The 18,852-nt window shown below is 36.8% G+C and carries 21 protein-coding genes, 1 pseudogene and 1 other annotated feature; of the genes and pseudogenes, 16 read left to right on the top strand and 6 right to left on the bottom strand.

Annotated features, from left to right (window positions below; genetic code table 11):
• Positions 1 to 76: 76 nt before the first annotated feature.
• The gene (uppP, locus tag FH036_RS21490) at positions 77 to 868 is read left to right on the top strand and encodes a bacitracin resistance undecaprenyl-diphosphatase (protein ID WP_000796249.1); all 792 of its coding nucleotides are present in this window, start codon (positions 77 to 79) and stop codon (positions 866 to 868) included.
• A gap of 187 nt (positions 869 to 1,055) precedes the next feature.
• Entirely contained in the window at positions 1,056 to 1,529 is a 474-nt protein-coding gene (locus FH036_RS21485; protein ID WP_139896215.1) for an SRPBCC family protein, read from the top strand.
• 27 nt (positions 1,530 to 1,556) lie between these two features.
• Here the strand turns inward: FH036_RS21485 and FH036_RS21480 are convergent, their stop codons facing one another.
• Positions 1,557 to 2,144 (bottom strand): thioredoxin family protein, encoded by a 588-nt coding sequence (locus FH036_RS21480; protein WP_139896214.1) that lies wholly within the window; start codon positions 2,142 to 2,144, stop codon positions 1,557 to 1,559.
• Between the two features lie 33 nt (positions 2,145 to 2,177).
• A complete protein-coding gene (locus FH036_RS21475; RefSeq protein ID WP_139896213.1) occupies positions 2,178 to 2,609 on the bottom strand; it encodes a regulatory YrvL family protein in 432 nt (143 codons plus the stop codon).
• Between the two features lie 162 nt (positions 2,610 to 2,771).
• Between FH036_RS21475 and FH036_RS21470 the strand changes: the two genes are divergently transcribed.
• Both FH036_RS21470 and FH036_RS21465 read left to right on the top strand, forming a co-directional pair.
• Entirely contained in the window at positions 2,772 to 3,191 is a 420-nt protein-coding gene (locus FH036_RS21470; RefSeq protein ID WP_000081439.1) for a MarR family winged helix-turn-helix transcriptional regulator, read from the top strand.
• Positions 3,192 to 3,327: 136 nt separating this feature from the next.
• Entirely contained in the window at positions 3,328 to 3,483 is a 156-nt protein-coding gene (locus FH036_RS21465) for a hypothetical protein (protein ID WP_000184931.1), read from the top strand.
• Between the two features lie 22 nt (positions 3,484 to 3,505).
• Here the strand turns inward: FH036_RS21465 and FH036_RS21460 are convergent, their stop codons facing one another.
• Positions 3,506 to 4,741 (bottom strand): dicarboxylate/amino acid:cation symporter, encoded by a 1,236-nt coding sequence (locus FH036_RS21460; protein ID WP_000814817.1) that lies wholly within the window; start codon positions 4,739 to 4,741, stop codon positions 3,506 to 3,508.
• A 995-nt stretch (positions 4,742 to 5,736) separates the two neighbouring features.
• Here FH036_RS21460 and FH036_RS21455 point away from each other — a divergent pair.
• On the top strand, positions 5,737 to 7,080 hold the full coding sequence (locus FH036_RS21455) for a TrkH family potassium uptake protein (protein ID WP_139896212.1): 1,344 nt from the start codon (positions 5,737 to 5,739) through the stop codon (positions 7,078 to 7,080).
• A 33-nt stretch (positions 7,081 to 7,113) separates the two neighbouring features.
• On the opposite strand, the gene FH036_RS21450 is transcribed toward FH036_RS21455, so the two are convergent.
• The gene (locus tag FH036_RS21450) at positions 7,114 to 7,506 is read right to left on the bottom strand and encodes an imidazole glycerol phosphate synthase (protein WP_001997037.1); all 393 of its coding nucleotides are present in this window, start codon (positions 7,504 to 7,506) and stop codon (positions 7,114 to 7,116) included.
• A gap of 112 nt (positions 7,507 to 7,618) precedes the next feature.
• Between FH036_RS21450 and ytfJ the strand changes: the two genes are divergently transcribed.
• Both ytfJ and FH036_RS21440 read left to right on the top strand, forming a co-directional pair.
• Positions 7,619 to 8,086: a GerW family sporulation protein gene (gene ytfJ, locus FH036_RS21445; protein WP_002071000.1), complete on the top strand. Its 468-nt coding sequence runs from the start codon at positions 7,619 to 7,621 to the stop codon at positions 8,084 to 8,086.
• A 108-nt stretch (positions 8,087 to 8,194) separates the two neighbouring features.
• On the top strand, positions 8,195 to 8,284 hold the full coding sequence (locus FH036_RS21440; RefSeq protein WP_000608225.1) for a hypothetical protein: 90 nt from the start codon (positions 8,195 to 8,197) through the stop codon (positions 8,282 to 8,284).
• A gap of 352 nt (positions 8,285 to 8,636) precedes the next feature.
• On the opposite strand, the gene FH036_RS21435 is transcribed toward FH036_RS21440, so the two are convergent.
• Together FH036_RS21435 and FH036_RS21430 are read right to left on the bottom strand one after the other, a co-directional pair.
• On the bottom strand, positions 8,637 to 8,876 hold the full coding sequence (locus tag FH036_RS21435) for a YkuS family protein (protein ID WP_000101003.1): 240 nt from the start codon (positions 8,874 to 8,876) through the stop codon (positions 8,637 to 8,639).
• Between the two features lie 188 nt (positions 8,877 to 9,064).
• Complete coding sequence (locus FH036_RS21430) at positions 9,065 to 9,304, bottom strand: DUF3911 family protein (RefSeq protein ID WP_000752509.1); 240 nt, start codon at positions 9,302 to 9,304, stop codon at positions 9,065 to 9,067.
• Between the two features lie 59 nt (positions 9,305 to 9,363).
• Here FH036_RS21430 and FH036_RS27670 point away from each other — a divergent pair.
• From FH036_RS27670 to leuD, 9 genes and pseudogenes are all read left to right on the top strand, one after another.
• Positions 9,364 to 9,577: pseudogene (locus FH036_RS27670) on the top strand (hypothetical protein).
• Positions 9,578 to 9,718: 141 nt separating this feature from the next.
• On the top strand, positions 9,719 to 10,615 hold the full coding sequence (gene ilvE, locus FH036_RS21425) for a branched-chain-amino-acid transaminase (RefSeq protein ID WP_139896211.1): 897 nt from the start codon (positions 9,719 to 9,721) through the stop codon (positions 10,613 to 10,615).
• 16 nt (positions 10,616 to 10,631) lie between these two features.
• Positions 10,632 to 10,859, top strand: a binding site (T-box leader).
• A gap of 72 nt (positions 10,860 to 10,931) precedes the next feature.
• Complete coding sequence (ilvB, locus tag FH036_RS21420) at positions 10,932 to 12,632, top strand: acetolactate synthase large subunit (protein WP_000095844.1); 1,701 nt, start codon at positions 10,932 to 10,934, stop codon at positions 12,630 to 12,632.
• Positions 12,629 to 13,138 (top strand): acetolactate synthase small subunit, encoded by a 510-nt coding sequence (gene ilvN, locus FH036_RS21415; RefSeq protein ID WP_000822948.1) that lies wholly within the window; start codon positions 12,629 to 12,631, stop codon positions 13,136 to 13,138. The genes ilvB and ilvN overlap by 4 nt, the downstream gene beginning before the upstream one ends.
• Before the next feature lie 26 nt (positions 13,139 to 13,164).
• The gene (gene ilvC, locus FH036_RS21410; RefSeq protein WP_001151733.1) at positions 13,165 to 14,175 is read left to right on the top strand and encodes a ketol-acid reductoisomerase; all 1,011 of its coding nucleotides are present in this window, start codon (positions 13,165 to 13,167) and stop codon (positions 14,173 to 14,175) included.
• A 1-nt stretch (position 14,176) separates the two neighbouring features.
• Complete coding sequence (gene leuA, locus FH036_RS21405; RefSeq protein ID WP_139896210.1) at positions 14,177 to 15,697, top strand: 2-isopropylmalate synthase; 1,521 nt, start codon at positions 14,177 to 14,179, stop codon at positions 15,695 to 15,697.
• A 77-nt stretch (positions 15,698 to 15,774) separates the two neighbouring features.
• Positions 15,775 to 16,839 carry a 3-isopropylmalate dehydrogenase gene (leuB, locus tag FH036_RS21400; RefSeq protein WP_000415369.1) on the top strand — a complete coding sequence of 355 codons (1,065 nt, stop codon included), beginning with the start codon at positions 15,775 to 15,777 and terminating at the stop codon, positions 16,837 to 16,839.
• Complete coding sequence (leuC, locus tag FH036_RS21395) at positions 16,839 to 18,233, top strand: 3-isopropylmalate dehydratase large subunit (protein WP_139896209.1); 1,395 nt, start codon at positions 16,839 to 16,841, stop codon at positions 18,231 to 18,233. Before leuB ends, leuC begins: the two co-directional genes overlap by 1 nt.
• Positions 18,211 to 18,792, top strand: coding sequence for a 3-isopropylmalate dehydratase small subunit (gene leuD, locus FH036_RS21390; RefSeq protein WP_070805579.1), 582 nt, complete (start codon positions 18,211 to 18,213; stop codon positions 18,790 to 18,792). The genes leuC and leuD overlap by 23 nt, the downstream gene beginning before the upstream one ends.
• Positions 18,793 to 18,852: the final 60 nt, after the last annotated feature.

The raw sequence follows: 18,852 nt of genomic DNA, 5'->3' as shown, positions 1-18,852 counted from the left end.
ATGCACTTTAAAAGGGGATAAGGTATTATGATAAGGTGTGAAAAATTACATATTTGTTATTAAGGAGGCACTACTCGTGGCTGATTGGTTAATTGGAATAATCATGGGTGCTGTTGAAGGTTTAACAGAGTTTTTACCAGTTTCATCAACAGGGCATATGATTTTAACAGGTCATTTACTTGGATTTGACGATGAGAGAGCGAAAGTTTTCGAAGTTGTTATTCAATTGGGATCGATTTTAGCAGTTGTAGTTATATTTTGGAAGCGTCTATGGTCTTTAGTAGGTATAGGAAAAGTAACAGATGGACCGTCGTTAAATTTATTACATATTATTATCGGGATGATTCCTGCCGGCGTACTTGGCGTATTATTCCATAGTGCGATTAAAGAAGTTTTATTTGGGCCAGGCCCAGTTGTCATTAGCTTAGTGGCTGGTGGTATTTTAATGATTGTTGCTGAGAAGTTTTCGAAACCAAGTACAGCAAGAACATTAGATGAAATCACATATAAGCAAGCATTTACAATTGGAATGTTCCAATGCTTAGCACTTTGGCCAGGATTTTCTCGTTCTGGTTCTACAATAAGTGGTGGTTTATTAGCTCGCGTATCACATACAGCGGCAGCTGAATATACATTCATTTTAGCAGTACCAATGATGGTAGCTGCAAGTGGTTTAGATTTAATTAAAAGCTGGGATATATTAAGTGCGGCTGATCTACCGTTATTTGCAACAGGATTTATTACAGCATTCGTTGTTGCGATGCTTGCAATTGTTTCATTCTTAAAATTACTATCTCGTGTAAAACTAACACCGTTTGCTTACTACCGTTTCATTTTAGCTGCGGTATTCTATTTCTTCATTATGTAAGAAATAAATTCTTGGTAACACCCTATAGAATAGACATTTGAAAAAAGTCTATTCTATAGGGTGTTTTTTATCGTGAGAGAAAATTTTTACTCTCATATACTTGTATTTCACCATATGAAATATGACATAATGATGTCGATATAATAATTTTAAGGAAATCGATAGTGTATTTGAGAGGGGCAGTTTAGTGAGTTTTGCAATAGAAATAGTAATTCCAGCACCAATTGATGTTGTATTTGATTATGTAAATAATGACGAGAAAATAATGGAATGGAGTACCTTTATGGTGGAAAATAGGTATCCTCCACATGTAGATGTAAATAATCCTCGTGAAGGTGATAAATATATATCCGTGCAAAAGATGGGGAAGAAAATATATGAGCTTGAGGCAGAAATTTTAGAGTGTGAAGCACCTTATATCGTATCAATTGGATGTGAAATGAAGCAAGGCTATACAGCCGCAACTTATATGTTAGAAGAGGATGAGGAAGGTACATCACTTACTTTAATTATAGAATTTGAACCGAAGAGTTTTTTATATAAGATTATGTATAAGTTGACTGGATGGATGACCCGTGCAGTATATATGGGTGAAATGGAACGGTTAGCAGAGTGCGTAGATGCTGCATATTCTCAGAAAAAGGATTGTAATTTTGCTTAATAAAAAACCTGCCGAAATCGGCAGGTTTTATTTTACTACTTTCTCAATCATGCTTTCCATTACATGTTCCCAAAGAGAGGTATCATCCGCTAATGTAGCACGGAAATTAGCGTACATTTCTTTTTGTTTCTCTTCGAATGTTGGATCTTCTTTTTCAGGCAATGTAGCGCGCATTGAAGTTACTAACTCTTGTACTTTTGGAGCACGTGGTCCCCAAACAGCTTGTTCATTTCCATCTTTATCAATGAAAATAAAGATTGGAATCGCACGAGCTGTTCCATTTGTTAAATATTGATCCATTAATTCTAAGTTTTCATCGCGAATTAATAATGACATTTCAATATTTGCAACTTCAGAAATTCGTTTCATAACAGGTACGCATAAAAGAGCGTCACCACACCAATCAGCTGTTAATACGATAACACGCCAGCCGTCATTTTGACGTTCTTCTAATACAGGAAGTAACTCATTTGGAATTAAAAAGTTATTGTAAATGTGCAGTAGCTCGTATTGATTTACTTTCATTTCATTCACATATGTATCAAAGGACATACCTTTATCAGCCCATTGTTGTAAGTTCATAAGTAGCACCTCTTTAGTATGATTTGTTTTCATTGTACCAATTTTTATATAGAAAAGCTTGTATTCTTACTCTTTCTTGTCGCTTAATAATTTATTTACTAGGAAAAAGAATAGTACGACACATAATTCAGCTATGTTGGACAGTTGTACGCTTTCTATCCATTCGTCGGCGGTATGTATGACGAACCAATCTAGCGTAATTTCAATGATTGCGAAAAGAGTAATAGAAAGCCAATTTGGCATGTTTTGTGTCATTGGATATAGCAGTGCCTTGAAGAAACTGAAGATGAAAAATATAATACCGTCTAAGAAAGTAATTAATAAAAAAAATAGAAGTAAGGCAGTGCGCGATCTATACTCTACACCAGTAATATGAAAGATTCCTACATATACAAAAAATATAAATGCAAAAATTACAATGAGGAACAGAATAACAAAACCAATGATCAAAGTTTTATCTTTTAGATTGAAATTCGAAAATTTGTCTTCTTCACCCACTATCCCAACTCCTTTTTTTGGAAATTTAACTTCATTTTATCATGAAATATCTATTAAAAAACTACGAATTATGGGAAAATAAGGTGACAAAAAGTAAGATTTCATGTAAAATTATTAATAAGGTTTTTATTTAATCAAATGAAATAAAAGGGGCTGTCAAAGTTGTCTCAAAATCGAGAGCAATTAATGGAAGAACTATCGACAAATGTTTTTGCTATGTTCCGCACGTTGCGTAATGATATTGGAAAAATATTTGGTGGTTACATACCGTGGAATGAGTTCATCGTCCTTAGAATATTGAATCGTACGAATAAAGAAATGGTATCACGTGTGGCGAATGAGTTAAATGTGTCGAATAGTCATATTACAGCTGTTACAGAAAAATTAATTAATAAAGGTTTTGTAACTCGTTCACGTTCTACGTCAGATCGCCGAGTTGTATATTTGGAGATTACTGAACAAGGAAAAGATTTAGTTGCAAAAATGGAAGGTGCAAAAAAACAATATTTGCAAGAAAGATTTTCTACGCTCTCAGAAGAAGAAATGAATATAATGATATCTATTTCTAAAAAACTTATTTAAGTCATTATAAGTGAGAAAACGCTTACACTCCGAAAAAGAAGACTTTCCTTATATGAGGAAGGTCTTTTTTCGCATGTAAAAGATTATAAAAAAGAAAATATGTAACATACTACTAATAAAGGAAGGGGGCAGAAATATGACAAATCGAAATGGTAGTAAAGGGAGCGGAAATCAAGGCTCACCGAAATCAGGGCAATTTCAACAAGAGTTTAGTGCAGAATTTGAAACTGGTAACGATAATAAAGGAAAAGAATATCGTTCGAAAAAGGGAAGTAAATCAAAAAAGGAGTGAATCATTTCACTCCTTTTTTGATTTAAGATGCGGCAGATTGATCTGTATTATATTTTTCTTCTGATTTTGCGACAATCATTGCGCAAATTGCATCACCAGAAATATTTACAGCTGTTCTTGACATATCTAGAATGCGGTCAATACCGATAATTAAGGCAATACCTTCTACCGGTAGATTTACTTGATTTAAAACCATCGTCAGCATTACAAGCCCAACACCTGGTACACCAGCAGTGCCGATACTAGCTAGTACAGCAGTTAATACGACTACAGCTAGTTGGGAAATAGTAAGTTCAACGCCGTATACTTGAGCGATAAATACAGTTGCTACACCTTGCATAATGGCAGTACCATCCATATTAATTGTTGCACCTAGTGGTTGTACAAAAGAGCTGATTGCTTTTGGAACACCAAGCTTCTCTTGTGCGGTTTTCATTGCAAATGGAAGAGATGCATTAGAGCTAGATGTACTAAATCCAATCGCCATTACTGGTCCGAAATGTTTAAAGAAACGGACAATGCTTTCTTTTGCTAATACTTTTAATAAGCCACCATATACGAAGACACCATGAATAATAAGTACTAGCATAACGACAATCATATACTTGAACATCGCAGCGACGCCTGCAAGACCCATTTTACCGACGGATGAAGCAAGCAACCCAAATGTTCCGATTGGAGCTAATTTCATAACGAGATTAACGAGATACATCATTAATTCGTTGCCCTGTTCAAGTAATGAATGAATACCTTGGACACGTTTTCCTAAAATAGCTATACCAAGTCCAATTAATACGGCAAAGGCAATAATTTGTAACATGTTTCCATCAGCCATCGCTTTTGCTGGGTTATCTGGTACGATATTTAGCAATGTATCAACGAAAGATGTTTCGGTTTTTGCACCTTCATATTTAAGCCCTTCGGTTTTAAAATTACCGCCAGATCCTGGTTGTATAATCAGTGCAAATGTAACTGCAATAGAGATGGCAACGGCTGTAGTTACAAGAAAAAATGAAATTGATTTTAAACCAATTCTTCCAAGTTGCTTCGGGTCCCCAAGACCAGCAGCTCCAAGTACGATAGAAATGAATACAACAGGGACAACTAGCATTTTAATGAGGCGAATAAACAATTGACCAAGTGGATTGAACACATATTGATTTAATGGTTCAAAAATGGATGGTGCAGCTAAATTTAAAGTGAGTCCGACAACTAAACCGAGAAATAATGCAATTAAGATTGCTTTTGTTTGTTTCAATAAAACCCCCTCCTTATTTTTGTGAAATTACTTTCTACATTAATTGTACCGAAAAACTACCTATTTTGACAATATTTTCTGAATATTTAGTACAAAAAGTATCTATTTAAATATAGATTGCTTTTACGAAAGTAAGCAGAAAAAGCTAAATAAACTATTTAGAAAACAAAATAGACCATCACATATGATGGCCTAGGGAAGGGGACAATTTATGTCAATTTAATTAGGGATGGAAGTTGTTCAAGACACTGGGGAATGTCTTATAAATTAGGGAGGAACAACTTCGATACATATACTATAAAATGTGGATGTGACGCCCATGTGAACATAGAGTGAAAGAGAGAGGGAGTTTTAAATAGAAGATAGAAAGACAAAAAATAAGACCATCACGCAGGATGGCCAAAGGAAGGGGACAATTTATGTCAATTTAATTAGGGATGGAAGTTGTTCAAGACACTGGGGAATGTCTTATAAATTAGGGAGGAACAACTTTGATACATATACTATAAAATGTGGATGTGACGCCCATGTGAACATAGAGTGAAAGAGAGAGGGAGTTTTAAATAGAAGATAGAAAGACAAAAAAATAAGACCATCACACAGGATGGCCAAAGGAAGGGGACAATTTATGTCAATTTAATTAGGGATGGAAAGCTGTTCAAGACACTGGGGAATGTCTTATAAATTAGGGAGGAACAGCTCCGATACATATACTATAAAAGATAGATGTGACCCCTATGTGAACATAGAGTGAAAGATATGAGGATTTAAGCAATGATACATATAAAATGATTGTTGTGAGAGTTATAGAGTAAGGATACTTATAATAGAAAGAGTCTTTTCATAAATGAAGTGAAGTTCGAGTATAAATAAAAGTTGAAAACTATGAAAAAAAGGATTATGCTCAACTATATTATAAGAATATAAGGTTTATCCTGCTATTTAAGGTTTTTTATAAGCCTTTAGTTATGAGGGGGAAAAGGGAGCTAGTGAATATGGAAGTAACAAAAAGACAAAGGCTGTATAATCGTTTTATACGATTAAATCCACCACAAATATTAGCATTAGGTTTTTTCTGCTTAATTGTGGTTGGCGGTTTGTTATTAAAGTTACCATTCGCAACGAAAGTACATATTAGTTGGGTAGATGCTTTCTTTACGGCAACGTCAGCAGCAACTGTAACGGGGTTGGGAGTAGTAGATACTGCAAGTACGTTTACGATGTTTGGCGAAATTGTAATTATGTTTTTAATTCAAACGGGCGGTTTAGGTCTTATGACAATTGCCATTTTAATTGTTTGGGTATTAGGTAAAAAAATCGGATTACGTCATCGCTTATTAATTGGAGAGGCATTTAATCAGACGAATATAGGTGGTCTTGTAAAATTAGTAAAACGCGTCTTTATATTTTCAATTTGTATTGAGTTGATTGGGGTTATCTTTTTATCGTTTCGCTTTATTCCAGAGTTTGGCTTTGGAAAAGGTATACACTATAGTATTTTTCACGTGATCGCATCTTATAATAATGCCGGATTTGCTCTGTGGCCGGATAATTTAACGAGGTATGTAGGCGATCCGATTATTAATATTGGGATTTGCTCTTTAATCGTAATAGGTGGTCTCGGATTTACCGTACTAATTGATATATGGTATAGCCGGAGTTTTCGAAAGCTATCGCTTCATTCCAAAATCATGATTATTGGAACGGTAGCGCTAAATGTGATAGCGATGATTGTGATTTTTGTATTGGAATATAATAATGTGAAGACTTTAGGGAATTTACCGTTAAATGAAAAGTTATGGGCTTCTTTTTTCCAAGGGATTACTCCTCGTACGGCTGGATTTAATACAGTTGACTACGGTGGAATGGAAGAATCATCTATATTATTTACGATGGTTTTAATGTTTATTGGTGCAGGAAGTGTATCAACAGGTGGAGGGATTAAATTAACAACGTTTGTTATTTTAGTTACATCTGTTCTTTCTTTCTTTAGAAAGAAAGAGGAAATCGTATTATTTCAGCGCACAATTAAAATGTCGACAGTAACGAGAGCATTAGCAATTGCTGTGGCCAGTCAAATTCTCATTTTTGCAGCAGTATTTATATTAATGCTTACAGAAGACTTCAGTTTTATTCAGTTACTATTTGAAACAATTTCAGCGTTTGGAACGGTAGGATTAACGATGGGAATTACTGCAAAGTTATCAGCGTTTGGAAAATGTATTATTATGTTTGTTATGTTTTGTGGATTAATCGGACCGTTAACACTTGTATTTTCTTTAGCGCGACCAGCAAAACAAAAAATTAAATATCCGTCAGAAGATGTATTTACAGGATAAGGTATCTCGCATAAGCGAGATACCTTTTTCTTTTTAAAAGAGGGAGAACAATAAGCCGATAAGCGCTACTCGGAATAAAATTGCAATGAGTGCTGCAATTCCGCCGACAATCGCAGCGATACCACCAGTTACAGTAGCTCCGCGGTTATAAGCGTAAATACCTAGTAGTACAGAAACAAGACCGAATAATGTTGGGAAGGTGAAAAGTGATAAGATAGATAAGGCAAGAGCGATAAAGCCAGCCGTTGATCCAGCAGCGGACGATCTTACATCATCTTTATGTTCCTTCTCATCGTAATCATAATCAATGCGCTGTGGCGCAACCTCAGCTGCATATTCTTCTTTATAGTCACTATAATCACTATCTATTCTATCTCTTTTTTTATACTCATCAAATTTCTCAGTCAAAGTCATGACTCCTTTCATAACAAGGTTCAATAGTAGTATGTATCTCTTTTCCCTTTTTATCCGAGTATGTACAGGGAGTAATATCCATTTAAAAGGTGAAGATTGTTTTTTTGAAATAGGAAAAGTTAGTATGACTTCCTCTATTTTGGAAAGTATAAAAAAGAATAATGAGGAAAGGGTGCAATACATAATGGAACATCCAATTGAAAATTTAATGAAAACAGCAATGACAAATTTAAAAGAGATGGTAGATGTAAATACAATTGTTGGCAGCCCGGTTTCAACAGCTGACGGAAATGTAGTATTAACAGTATCTCAAGTGGCCTTTGGTTTTGGAGCTGGCGGAAGTGATTTTAAAGGTGATTTTATTTCCGAAAAACATAAGAACGGACAAGGGCAACATAAAGAGCACAAACAAAGTCATCCATTTGGAGGCGGGAGCGGGGCTGGGGTTTCTATTAGCCCAGTTGCTTTTTTAGTAGTTGGTTCTAACGGTGTGCAAGTATTGCACCTCAATAGTAGTACACATTTAATTGAGAAGGCTTTAAATACTGTACCAAGCACTGTAGATAAATTTGTAAATAATCGTCAAAAGTGAACTTGCATTTTTTAGGAATTATGATATATTAGAACAAGTGTGCTTTATGATGATCGGAATAAATGAACTGTAAATATATATGATGTGTGGAATAAGGGAGAGGAATTTATGATTAATATCAAAAACTTAGTAGTTGGCTTATGTATGTTAGTAAGCGGCTTTGTTGTATATGTAATAAAAGAAAAAGCTCCATTCTAAAACAGACAAACCGTTACTGTCTGTTTTAAATTTGTAAAAAATGTTGACAAGTTATCGTATTGATGTTAAAATTTTAATTCGTGTCTCGGTTACAGCTAGTGTAAAGTAAATAAATCTTATAAATATAATACGAAAAGTTTGCGAAAGATCGGGTAATCTTACCAACAACTTTTGTGAACAAACCCTATAAATTATAATTATAGGCTTTATAGGTATACTAGTGAATCAAGGAGCGGTCAGTGGAACCGTAATGATGAGAGAGAGGTAGGGCTTTCATCCAGTATATGTTACTTTCCCGTTAGGTGAATATAAAAAAGAGGACTCCTTTTCAAAAGGGGTCCTCTTTCATTTTTTAAGTGCGACTTTCAACTTGTTGACAAATTTCATCCGTTGTTAAACCATGAGCTGTAATTACTGAACCCTTAATTGATGCATCTGCAATACCCATCATATTAGAATCTTGCCCAGTTACAACGCAACAGTCGCATCCTTGTGCATCCTGTTCGGAGTTAAGGGGAACGACTTCATGTCCTTGTTGCTTAAGAGCTTGCTGAACATCTGTTAGCGAGTTTTCAACACCGATTCTAGCCATAATTCTCACCTCCTACCATCTAGTTGCTAGTATGCTCAAGTACATCGCATATATTTATGAAAGATGGTAGGATACATTTAGCCGACTTTAATGGGCAGTAAGACCCCCACCTCAAAATGCAGCGAAAGCAAAGAAGTTAGGTGGGGGATGAAGAAAACCCCCACTGATTAAAATTTCACTTTATTTGTTTAGTCGTTATATACACCAGTAAGCATTTGGCTTACGAATTGATCGTTTAAAGTATCTTGGGCGGAAGAAGTATTTGAATGGATGTCGATGGAAGCAATAAAATTGTTATGTTTTTTATTATTTGGTTCTACCTCTACATAATTATCGAATTTACAAAAACCTTTCGTATCCATTAGATCAAATAGTTGAAGCATTTCTACTACCTCTTGTCTCGTTCCTTTAATTTGTACACACGCCATATTGATTTCCTCCTTCATTTTGACAAATTGTTTTTTTAAAATAGGATTATGATTCCGAAATGGAAAATATGAATGTTATTTTTAGACAGCGTTATTTTTACTATTTCCCCCTTTTTCAGCAAAAGTCGTTGTATATTCCCGAATTTATAAAAACGGACGTCCGTTTATTGAATACAATAGATTCGTATCAATTGACGAAAATCCTTCTTTTAAGCAAATATTTTTTTAATGGAAATTGACGAAAAAAATTTTTCGACTTTTTGTAAACGTTAACAATGTTGTTAAATCAATATAATTAAAGATGTACGTACGAATAAAAATTATAAATTTTCTAAAAATTCACTTGATTTATTTAGAAAGGAGAGTAAACTAGGAAACAATAAAAAATTCATAGAACATAGGAGGCGCTTTCCAGTGAACGAGCAATGGATTTTCTTAAATGGAGAATTTGTTCCAAAAGACGAGGCAAAAGTATCAGTATATGATCATGGTTATTTATATGGAGATGGAGTATTTGAAGGAATTAGAGTCTATAGCGGTAATGTTTTCCGTTTGAGAGAGCATCTTGTCCGGTTATATGAATCAGCAAAATCCATCATGTTAGAAATTCCATATTCTTTAGATGAAGTAACGAATATTGTTGTTGAGACGATTCGACAAAATAGATTATCTAATGGATACATTCGCCTAGTTGTATCGAGAGGAGCAGGAAATCTTGGGTTAGATCCTGATTCTTGTAAAAAACCGAATGTAGTAGTAATTGCAGAGCAACTATCTTTATTCCCGCAAGAATATTATGAAAAAGGGATTCCAGTTGTAACAGTTGCAACGCGCCGAAACCGTCCAGATGTATTGTCGCCTCAAGTAAAATCTTTAAATTACTTAAACAATATTTTAGTTCGCATCGAAGCGAAATTGGCTGGAGTACAAGAAGCGCTTATGTTAAATGATCAAGGATACGTAGCTGAAGGCTCAGGAGATAACGTATTTATTGTAAAAGGAAATAAATTAATTACACCACCAAGTTCTGCTGGAGCGTTAGAAGGTATTACACGAAACGCTATTTTAGAAATTGGTGAAAAACTTGGATATGACGTTAGAGAAGAGTTATTTACAAGACATGACGTATATGTAGCTGATGAAGTATTTTTAACAGGAACAGCAGCTGAAGTAATTGCTGTTACGACAGTAGATGGTAGAACGATTGGTTTAGGGCAAACGGGTCCACATACGAATCGTTTATTAGAGGAATTCCGAAAGTTAGTTATAGAAGATGGAGAGAAAATTTACGAAGAAAATAAAGTTGGATAACAACTTTTTATAACATAAGAAAGCGTTGATAGGGAGGAGTAGTTGATTGTGAAGCCTCACAGAGAGTCGGTGGTTGCTGGAAACCGATGGTTCACGTCGACGAACATCGCCCTTGAGTGCTAAGCTGAAGCATTTGTCTAGGCTTAGACGGTAGCTCCGTTATTAGCTAGACTCATTTATGGGTCACTGAGGCAAGAGTATTCTTGCAAAGAAGGGTGGTACCGCGAAATCTTTCGTCCCTTCAGCACATAGCTGGAGTGTGGACGTAGGATTTTTTTTATTGATAAAAGTTTTTAAAAGGGGGCTTATAAGAACAATGTCTTCAAAAACGGAAGAGAAACTGGCAACTGGTGCACAGCTATTGTTAGAAGCGCTAGAAAAGGAAGGAGTAGAAGTGATTTTCGGTTATCCTGGTGGTGCTGTTTTACCTCTTTATGATGCACTCTATGACTGTGAAATTCCGCATATTTTAACAAGGCATGAACAAGGTGCTATTCACGCTGCTGAAGGGTATGCCAGAATTACTGGCAATCCAGGGGTTGTCATTGCAACGAGTGGACCGGGTGCTACAAATGTGATTACTGGTCTAGCAGATGCGATGATTGATTCGTTACCACTTGTTGTATTCACAGGGCAAGTAGCGACAACGTTAATTGGAAGTGATGCTTTCCAAGAAGCCGATATTATGGGGCTTACGATGCCGGTGACAAAACATAATTATCAAGTGCGAAAGGCTTCAGATTTACCTCGAATTATTAAAGAAGCATTTCATATTGCTAGAACAGGAAGACCAGGGCCAGTCGTTATTGACCTTCCGAAAGATATGGTAGTAGAGCAAGGCGAACGATGTAGTGATGCGCAAATGGATTTACCAGGATACAACCCGAATTATGAACCGAATCTACTTCAAATAAACAAATTATTACAAGCAATTATGGTTGCAAACAAGCCATTAATTTTAGCTGGAGCAGGTGTATTGCATGCGAAAGCTTCGAAAGAATTAACAAGTTTTGCTCGTAAATACGAAATTCCTGTTGTGCATACATTACTTGGTCTTGGTGGCTTTCCGCCAGATGAAGAGCTTTTTCTAGGGATGGGAGGAATGCATGGTTCTTACACAGCTAATATGGCGTTATATGAATGCGACTTACTCATTAATATAGGCGCTAGATTCGATGATCGTCTTACTGGAAATTTAGCTTATTTTGCGAAAGAGGCGACTGTCGCGCATATCGATATTGATCCAGCAGAAATCGGAAAAAATGTACCGACTGAAATTCCTATTGTTGCAAGTGCTAAGCAAGCGCTCCAAGTATTACTTCAACCAGAAGGAAGCAAAGAAAATCATCATGAGTGGATCTCTTTATTAAAGAATAGAAAAGAAAAGTATCCATTCTCTTATAAACGAAATTCTGAAAGTATTAAGCCTCAATATGCAATTGATATGTTATATGAAATTACGAAGGGAGAAGCGATTGTAACGACAGATGTGGGGCAACATCAAATGTGGGCAGCCCAATATTATCCGCTGAAAAATCCAGATAAATGGGTAACTTCAGGAGGACTAGGAACGATGGGCTTCGGATTTCCAGCAGCAATTGGTGCCCAAATTGCAAAGCCTGATGAATTAGTTATTGCAATTGTTGGTGACGCTGGATTTCAAATGACTCTGCAAGAATTAAGTGTGTTAAAAGAACACTCTTTACCTGTTAAAGTATTTATTTTAAATAATGAAGCTTTAGGGATGGTAAGACAATGGCAAGATGAATTTTATAACAAAAGATATTCGCACTCTTTACTATCGTGTCAACCAGATTTCGTTGCTCTTGCGAATGCGTATGGCATAAAAGGGGTTCGCATAGATGATCCACTTCTTGCAAAGAAACAATTGCAGCATGCAATTCAATTACAAGAGCCAGTTGTAATTGATTGCCGTGTACTTCAATCAGAAAAGGTAATGCCGATGGTTGCGCCCGGGAAAGGTGTTCACCAAATGGAGGGAGTGGAAAAAAGGTGAAGAGAATTGTTACAGCAACAGTTCGAAATCAAAGTGGTGTGTTAAACCGAATTACAGGTGTTATGACACGAAGACATTTTAATATTGAAAGTATTTCAGTAGGTCATACGGAATCATCGGACATATCGCGGATGACGATTGTTGTACACGTTGAAAATGAACAGCAAGTAGAGCAGTTAATTAAACAACTTCATAAGCAAATTGATGTTTTGAAAGTATCAGATATTACAGAAGAAGCGATGATTGCAAGAGAACTCGCACTTATTAAAGTAGCAACATCAGTAGCAAGAGCAGAATTATACAGTTTAATTGAACCGTTTCGAGCCGCTGTAATAGATGTTGGGAAGGATTCCATAGTTGTGCAAGTAACAGGTACACAGGAGAAAGTAGAAGCATTAATTGAATTACTTCGTCCATACGGTTTGAAAGAAATTGCAAGAACAGGTGTAACAGCTTTTACGCGTAGTATGAAAAAACAAGATAAGCAAGTTATGTTAATTCAATAATCATTTAAATATAGGGGGAAATGAAAATGGCAAAAGTTTATTATGAAAAAGATGTAACGGTAAATGTATTAAAGGAAAAGAAAGTAGCAATCATTGGATATGGCTCGCAAGGTCATGCGCATGCGCAAAATTTACGTGATAACGGATTTGATGTAGTAGTAGGTTTAAGAAAAGGGAAGTCTTGGGATAAAGCGAAAGAAGATGGATTTTCTGTATATACAGTAGCAGAAGCAGCAAAGCAGGCTGATGTAGTAATGATTTTACTGCCAGATGAACTGCAACCAGAAGTATATGAAGCGGAAATTGCGCCAAATTTACAGGCAGGAAATTCTCTCGTTTTTGCACACGGATTTAATGTTCACTTTGATCAAGTGAAACCACCAGCGAATGTAGATGTATTTTTAGTAGCACCAAAAGGGCCGGGACATTTAGTTCGTCGTACGTTTGCTGAAGGAGGAGCTGTTCCTGCATTATTTGCAGTATACCAAGATGCAACAGGAGTTGCGACTGAAAAGGCACTTTCTTATGCCGATGGAATTGGAGCGACGAGAGCTGGTGTATTAGAAACGACATTTAAAGAAGAAACAGAAACAGACTTATTTGGAGAGCAAGCTGTACTTTGCGGCGGAGTAACTGCGCTAGTAAAAGCTGGATTTGAAACGTTAGTTGATGCGGGATATCAGCCGGAACTTGCATATTTTGAATGTTTACATGAACTGAAACTTATTGTTGATCTTATGTATGAAGGTGGACTTGAAAATATGAGATATTCAGTTTCAGATACAGCGCAGTGGGGCGACTTCGTATCAGGGCCACGCGTTGTAACGGAAGATACGAAGAAAGCGATGGGTACAGTGCTAGCAGAAATTCAAGATGGTACATTTGCAAGAGGTTGGATTGCAGAGCATAAAGCAGGAAGACCGAATTTCCATGCGACAAATGAGAAAGAGAATGAACACGAAATCGAAGTAGTTGGACGTAAATTACGTGAAATGATGCCTTTCGTACAGCCGCGAGTAAAGGTAGGGATGAAATAATATGAAGCAGATTTTGTTCATGGATACGACGCTACGTGATGGCGAACAATCACCAGGAGTGAATTTAAATGAACAAGAGAAATTGCAAATTGCAAGGCAATTAGAAAGACTAGGGATTCATGTTATGGAAGCTGGCTTTGCAGCAGCTTCCGAAGGGGATTTTCAATCGGTAAAACGTATCGCAAATACAATTCAAAATGCTACAGTTATGAGTTTAGCTAGAGCGAAAGAAAGCGATATTCGAAGAGCATATGAAGCTGTGAAAGGTGCGGTATCTCCCCGTTTACACGTATTTTTAGCTACGAGTGATATTCATATGAAATATAAACTTTGTATGTCAAAAGAGGATGTGTTAGATAGTATTCATCGTTCTGTTACACTTGGAAAATCATTATTTCCAACAGTACAATTTTCTGCAGAAGATGCTACAAGAACAGCAAGAGATTTTTTAGCTGAGGCAGTAGAAGTTGCGATTCGTGCAGGAGCCAATGTAATTAACATTCCAGATACAGTTGGATATACGAATCCAGAAGAATATTATTCTCTTTTTAAGTACTTACAAGAATCCGTTCCTTCATATGAAAAAGCAATTTTCTCTTGTCATTGTCACGATGACCTTGGAATGGCTGTAGCAAATTCGTTAGCTGCAGTTGAAGGGGGAGCATTGCAAGTAGAGGGAACAATTAATGGAATTGGTGAAAGAGCAGGGAATGCGGCGTTAGAAGAGGTTGCAGTTGCTCTTCATATTAGAAAAGATTTCTATCAAGCAGAGCCTTCTATGACGCTAAAAGAAATTAAAGCGACAAGTACATTAGTAAGCAGATTAACAGGTATGGTTGTACCGAAAAATAAAGCAATCGTGGGAGCGAATGCATTCGCTCATGAATCCGGAATTCATCAAGATGGTGTATTAAAAGAAGTGACAACGTATGAAATTATTGAACCAGAGTTAGTAGGCGAATCTCAAAACTTATTTGTACTTGGAAAACATTCTGGACGTCACGCGTTTACAGAAAAAATGAAAGAGCTTGGCTATGAATTTACAAAGGAAGAACGAGATGCAGTGTTTGAAGCGTTTAAAAAATTAGCTGATCGTAAGAAGGAAATTACGGAGGAAGATTTACGAGCACTTATGCTTGGTGAAGCAGCATTTGCGGCTCAGCAATATAATATTACGCAACTGCAAGTACATTTCGTATCAAATAGTACACAATGTGCGACAGTTGTACTAAAAGATGAGGAAGGAAATGTATTCGAAGATGCAGCTACTGGCTCTGGTAGTATTGAAGCAATTTATAATGCAATCCAAAGAATTTTAGGATTAGAATGTGAATTGGCGGATTATCGCATACAATCCATTACACAAGGTCAAGATGCACTGGCTCATGTTCATGTTGAATTAAAAGAAGGAGCACATCAAGTATCAGGTTTTGGTGTTGCGCAAGACGTATTGGAAGCGTCGGCAAGAGCATATGTCCACGCAGCGGGGAAATTGAAATCTTTTATCCAGCTTGTGAAATAAGTGTTTGATAGGTGAGAGGGGCTATTCTCACCTATCAAATTAAAGTTCTGAAAATTCAGTTAAAAGAGGTGTTGAAATTGGAAAAACGTATCGTTTGTTTAGCTGGTGATGGGGTTGGACCGGAAGTTATGGAAAGTGCGAAGGAAGTATTGCATATGGTAGAAAGGTTATATGGTCATCATTTTCATTTGCAAGATGAGTACTTCGGCGGGAGTGCTATCGATTTAAATGGGCAACCATTACCACAACGAACGCTTGCCGCTTGTTTAGCAAGTGATGCGGTTTTACTAGGAGCAGTTGGTGGACCAAGGTGGGATAGTGCGAAAGAAAGACCAGAGAAAGGATTATTAGCTTTAAGAAAAGGGCTCGGTGTATTTGCGAACGTTCGCCCTGTAACGGTAGAAAGTGCAACGGCACATTTATCGCCATTAAAAAAGGCTGATGAAATTGATTTCGTTGTCGTTCGTGAATTAACAGGTGGGATTTATTTTTCTTATCCGAAAGAACGAACCGACGAAGTAGCAACGGATACACTTACGTATCATCGCCATGAAATTGAACGTATCGTTTCTTATGCTTTTCAATTAGCAAGTAAACGGAAGAAAAAAGTAACATCTATTGATAAGGCGAATGTTTTAGAATCTAGTAAACTATGGAGAACTGTAACAGAAGAAGTAGCACTTCGTTATCCAGATGTTGAACTAGAACATATTTTAGTAGATGCAGCTGCTATGGAGTTAATTCGGAATCCAGGACGGTTTGATGTAATTGTAACAGAAAATTTATTTGGGGATATTTTAAGTGACGAAGCTTCCGTATTAGCTGGATCATTAGGAATGCTTCCGTCAGCAAGTCACGCGGAAAAGGGCCCTTCGCTATACGAGCCTATTCACGGATCAGCACCGGATATTGCCGGGAAAAATAAGGCAAATCCAATTGCGATGATGCGCTCTGTTGCGATGATGCTTGGGCAATCGTTCGGATTAACGAGAGAAGGGTGTGCAATTGAAGAAGCGATTTCAGCAGTCCTTAAATTAGGAAAATGTACAGCAGATATCGGGGGGACTGAAACGACAACTTCATTTACGAAGGCAGTAATGCAAGAAATGGAAGAGCAAGCACTAGTAGGGAGAGGAAGATAATGGGGAAAAGGTTGCTAGATAAACTTTGGGAAAGACACGTAGTTGCGACAAATGAAAATGGATTAGATTTATTATATATCGATCTGCACCTTGTTCATGAAGTAACGTCACCGCAAGCCTTTGAAGGCTTGCGGCTTACAAATCGAACGGTACGCAGACCAGATTTAACGTTCGCAACGATGGATCATAATATTCCAACGAAAGATGTTTGGAATATTACCGATCGCATTGCGAAGCAGCAACTAGATACACTTCGGGAAAATTGTAAACAATTTCAGGTGCCGTTAGCGGATATCGGAGATGAAGAACAAGGGATCGTTCATGTTATAGGGCCAGAACTTGGGCTCACGCAGCCAGGAAAAACAATTGTTTGTGGTGATAGTCATACAGCGACGCACGGTGCGTTTGGTGCGCTAGCGTTTGGTATTGGTACGAGTGAAGTGGAACATGTATTGGCAACGCAAACGCTGTGGCAAAGAAAACCGAAAGCGATGGGAATTGAACTAAAAGGAAAATTAAAGAAAGGTGTTTACGCAAAAGATATTATTTTGCATCTCCTTTCAAAGTACGGTGTAGCAGTTGGAACTGGATACGTAATGGAATTTTACGGAGAGACGATTCAGGCTATGGAGATGGAAGAGAGAATGACGCTTTGTAATATGGCGATTGAAGGAGGAGCAAAAGCAGGTATTATCGCGCCAGATGAAAAAACAGTTGCTTATGTAAAAGGACGTAAATATGCACCGAGAGACTATGAAACTTTCGAGAAGAAATGGTCTGAACTTTATACAGATGCAGATGCAATTTATGATTTACATATTTCGATAGATGTTACAGATTTAGCGCCATACGTTACGTGGGGAACAAATCCGAGTATGGGAGTTCGTATTGATGAGAAATTGCCAGAAAAACATGATGTAAATGACGAAAGAGCATTTTCTTATATGGGATTAAGCCCTGGACAAAGTACGTATGACATTCCAGTTCAGCATGTCTTCATTGGATCTTGTACAAATTCCAGGCTCTCTGATTTAGAAATTGCTGCAGCTGTTGTGAAAGGGAGAAAGGTAAAAGAAGGTGTGCGAGCCCTTGTTGTGCCTGGATCGAAAAGAGTAAGGGAAGCAGCGATGCAAAAAGGACTGCACCGCATATTTGAAGAAGCAGGATTTGAATGGAGAGAACCTGGATGTTCCATGTGTCTTGGAATGAATCCAGATCAAGTACCTGAAGGAGAGCATTGCGCTTCCACTTCAAATCGAAATTTTGAAGGAAGACAAGGAAAAGGGGCACGAACACATTTAGTTAGCCCAGCAATGGCGGCAGCAGCTGCGTTATATGGGCATTTTGTTGATACTAGAAAGGAGAGTTATGATGGAGCCATTTCGTATTCATAAAGGTACTGCCGCAGTACTTATGAATGATAACATTGATACAGATCAAATTATTCCGAAGCAATATTTAAAGAGAATTGAAAGGACGGGATTTGGAAAATATTTATTTGATGAGTGGCGATATGATAATGAACGACAAGAAAACCCTAATTTCCCGCTTAATGCACACGAAAGAAAAGGGGCAAGTATATTAATTACAGGTGATAATTTTGGATGTGGTTCTTCAAGAGAACATGCACCTTGGGCACTTGCTGATTATGGTTTTCGCGTAATTATTGCGGGAGGGTTTGCAGATATTTTTTATATGAATTGTATGAAGAATGGTATGTTACCAATTGTAATGGATAAAGAAATGCGAGAAAAGCTTGCCAAAACGGATGCAAGAGAACAAATAGAAGTAGATTTAGAGAATGAAGTCATTACAACGAGTACGCACAGGTTTCATTTTACAATCGAAAAAATGTGGAAAGAGAAATTATTAAATGGTTTAGATGAAATTAGTATTACAATGCAATATGAACAAGAAATAAAAGAGTATGAAAGAAGGGTAGCTGTATATTAAAAGATAACGGAATTTTTAAAATGTATTTACATTCAGAATTAAGTGTTATATACTATGTAA

The sequence above is a fragment of the Bacillus sp. CD3-5 genome (assembly GCF_006349665.1).
Classification (GTDB): domain Bacteria; phylum Bacillota; class Bacilli; order Bacillales; family Bacillaceae_G; genus Bacillus_A; species Bacillus_A paranthracis.
Note: the sequence above shows the minus strand (reverse complement) of the source record. Positions and strands in the feature narration are given on the sequence as shown.